Here is a 523-nt window from a genome sequence, read left to right as displayed (position 1 = left end):
CCTCCCCCGGGTCGCTGACCAACGATTTCTTCGTGAACCTGCTCGATATGGGGACGAAGTGGGAGCCGTCTCCCGCCGACGACGGCACTTATGTCGGGACGGACCGGGCGACCGCCTCGGCGTCGTGCGGCAGAACGAGCCGGGTGGGGTTCAGGCCGTCCCGCACGGGCAGCGGGGGGCGATGCTTCGCGGGGCCGGGCGTACGCACGTCGTCAACCTAACCGACACGCGCGCTACCGGTGGCCGGAGGGTTCCACCGGGTGGGCAACAGGTGGAGGATGGAGCGGTGACCCTCTACGACATCCCCTTCCACACGATGGACGGCACCGAGATCTCGCTGGCCGAGCACAAGGACGACGTCGCGCTCGTGGTGAACGTGGCCTCGCGGTGCGGCCTGGCGCCCCAGTACGAGACCCTGGAGAAGCTGCAGAAGAAGTACCAGGACCGTGGCTTCACGGTCCTGGGCTTTCCCAGCAACCAGTTCCTGCAGGAGCTGAGCTCGAACGAGAAGATCGCCGAGTTC

At 67.1% G+C, this 523-nt stretch carries 1 pseudogene; it reads left to right on the top strand.

The annotated features are described in order from the left end of the window. Positions 1 to 286 precede the first annotated feature (286 nt). A pseudogene (locus tag ACYVJ0_RS13835) lies at positions 287 to 523 on the top strand (glutathione peroxidase); the annotation flags it as partial.

It is taken from the genome of Microbacterium petrolearium (genome assembly GCF_054782875.1).
This window is presented reverse-complemented; position numbering and strand designations above follow the sequence as displayed.